The sequence below is a fragment of the Endothiovibrio diazotrophicus genome (assembly GCF_054657215.1).
Genome location: NZ_BAAHXB010000242.1, coordinates 1 through 1859 on the forward strand (window position 1 = coordinate 1; position 1859 = coordinate 1859).

Here is a 1859-nt window from a genome sequence, read left to right on the forward strand (position 1 = left end):
TACAGGTGAGAAAGGGAAGCTGTCAGGTCACGGCGCGGGGCACACGCTCGATCATGCCGAGGAGCGCGCCGGCGCCGAGACGGTCGGCGGTGTCCAGCGACATCACCTTGCGCAGCTGCTCGCGGGCCAGCTCGATCCGTTGCAGCCGCAGGTTGAGGTAGCCGGTGGCCTTCAGCGTGGAGAGGTAGAAACGGATCAGTCCCATCGGCGCGCGCATTACCGCGCGGTGGAGGTCGTCGTCGTCCACCTCCCGCCAGTCGGCGGGGAAGCCCAGGGTGTTGCCGGAGGCCTCCATCGCCCGCTGGGCGGTGGTCAGGGTCTCCTCCAGGCGGTGGCTGTAATAGTAGAAACGGTAGAGCGCCACCAGCACCGCGAGGTGGGTGGGGGCGGCGAGGTAGGCGCGCAGCAGCAGCAGCTCGCTCGTCTCGCCGCCCTCCTCATCATGGTGGTAGTCGGCGGCGGCGCGGTCGATCAGCTCCGCCGCCTCCTGCGGCAGGGGATCGTCGAAGTAGAGGGATGTGGTGTCGAAGTCGAGCAGGTCCATCTTGGGTTCCGGGTGTATTCGTCAGGGTTCGTTGGCGGATAGGGGGGGCGGGGCCTGCTCAAGGGTCCGGGGAGGCGGGTGAGGAGGGCGCCGCCGCCCGCCTCAGGTTGGGTCGGGGCTCTTGCAGCTCTCGGTGGCGCCGCACTCGCGGCACACCCGTTGGGTGTGGGGGTGGCCGCCGCGCAGCACGTGCAGTTCGCCCTCCAGGGTCTCGATGCGCTCCAGTAGGCAGGCGATGGCGCGGCCCACCGGGTCGGGGATCAGGTGGTGGTCGAGGTCGATCCCCTCCTGGTCGTTGTGGTGCTCGCGGGCGGGGCGCACCTCCTTGCCGGGAATGCCGACAACAGTGCGCTCGGCGGCGACGTCCTTCACCACCACCGAGTTGGCACCGACCCGCACGCCGGCACCGAGGGTGATCGGGCCGAGCACCTTGGCGCCGGCGCCGACCAGCACGCCGTCGCACAGGGTGGGGTGGCGCTTGCCGCGGTTCCAGGAGGTGCCGCCGAGGGTGACGCCGTGGTAGAGGGTGACGTCGTCACCGACCTCGGCGGTCTCGCCGATCACCACGCCGGCGCCGTGGTCGATGAAGAAGCGCCGGCCGATGGTGGCGCCGGGGTGGATGTCCACGTTGGTGGCCATCCGCGCGAGAAAGGAGAGCAGCCGCGCCGGATAGCGCCAGCCGCGCCGCCATAGCCGGTGGGCGATGCGGTGGGTGAGGATGGCGTGGATGCCGGGGTAGGTGGTGAGTACCTCGAAGGTCCCGCGGGCGGCCGGATCGCGGCGGAAGACGCAGCTCACGTCCTCGCGCCACAGGGCCCACAGCCCCGGTCTCTTCGCCTCCTCCGGCATCGCCAACGCCTCGCTGCTGGAATTCATTTCAAACCTCCAAACCGGGATCGGATTCGGGATTCGAGGGTCGGCGGGAAGAAAAGGGCGGTTCATCCCTGAACCAATATTCACGCCGAGAACTAAACGATCAGGGGCGGTTCACCAATCCGGCGGCCGAGTCCCCGCTTTCCCTATCTCAAGATCCAGGCCAACAGCGGGCCTTCGTAAAATCAACAAGTTAGTGGGTGTCGGGAGGGGCGGGTGGGGAGCAAAGACGACCGGTTGTAGCCAATGCGACAGGGGGCGGGGGGATTGCCGGGGGCGGGCGTCGGTCGGGAATCGGGTAGGCCGGGAAGGATGGGCAAAGCGCAGCATGCCCATCTCCGTGCCGATTCACCTCGACGCCACGATGGGCACGGCGCGCCTCACCGCCGGGGTCCCTCCCGGCCACCGCAGTTCGCGCCTTTGCCCATCCTACGGAGAGGCT

Annotated in this window: 2 protein-coding genes; both read right to left on the reverse strand. The window is 68.9% G+C overall.

Annotated elements, in window-relative coordinates; genetic code table 11:
• Window positions 1–22: 22 nt before the first annotated feature.
• A complete protein-coding gene (locus tag ACYQ2W_RS26080; protein ID WP_459873970.1) occupies window positions 23–544 on the reverse strand; it encodes a hypothetical protein in 522 nt (173 codons plus the stop codon).
• 102 nt (window positions 545–646) lie between these two features.
• Window positions 647–1420: a serine O-acetyltransferase gene (cysE, locus tag ACYQ2W_RS26085; RefSeq protein WP_459873972.1), complete on the reverse strand. Its 774-nt coding sequence runs from the start codon at window positions 1418–1420 to the stop codon at window positions 647–649.
• Window positions 1421–1859: the final 439 nt, after the last annotated feature.

Coding starts and splice junctions, on each gene's coding strand:
- ACYQ2W_RS26080 (WP_459873970.1), bottom strand. CDS start 544: ATGGACCTGCTCGACTTCGACACCACATCCCTCTACTTCGACGATCCC.
- cysE (WP_459873972.1), bottom strand. CDS start 1,420: ATGAATTCCAGCAGCGAGGCGTTGGCGATGCCGGAGGAGGCGAAGAGA.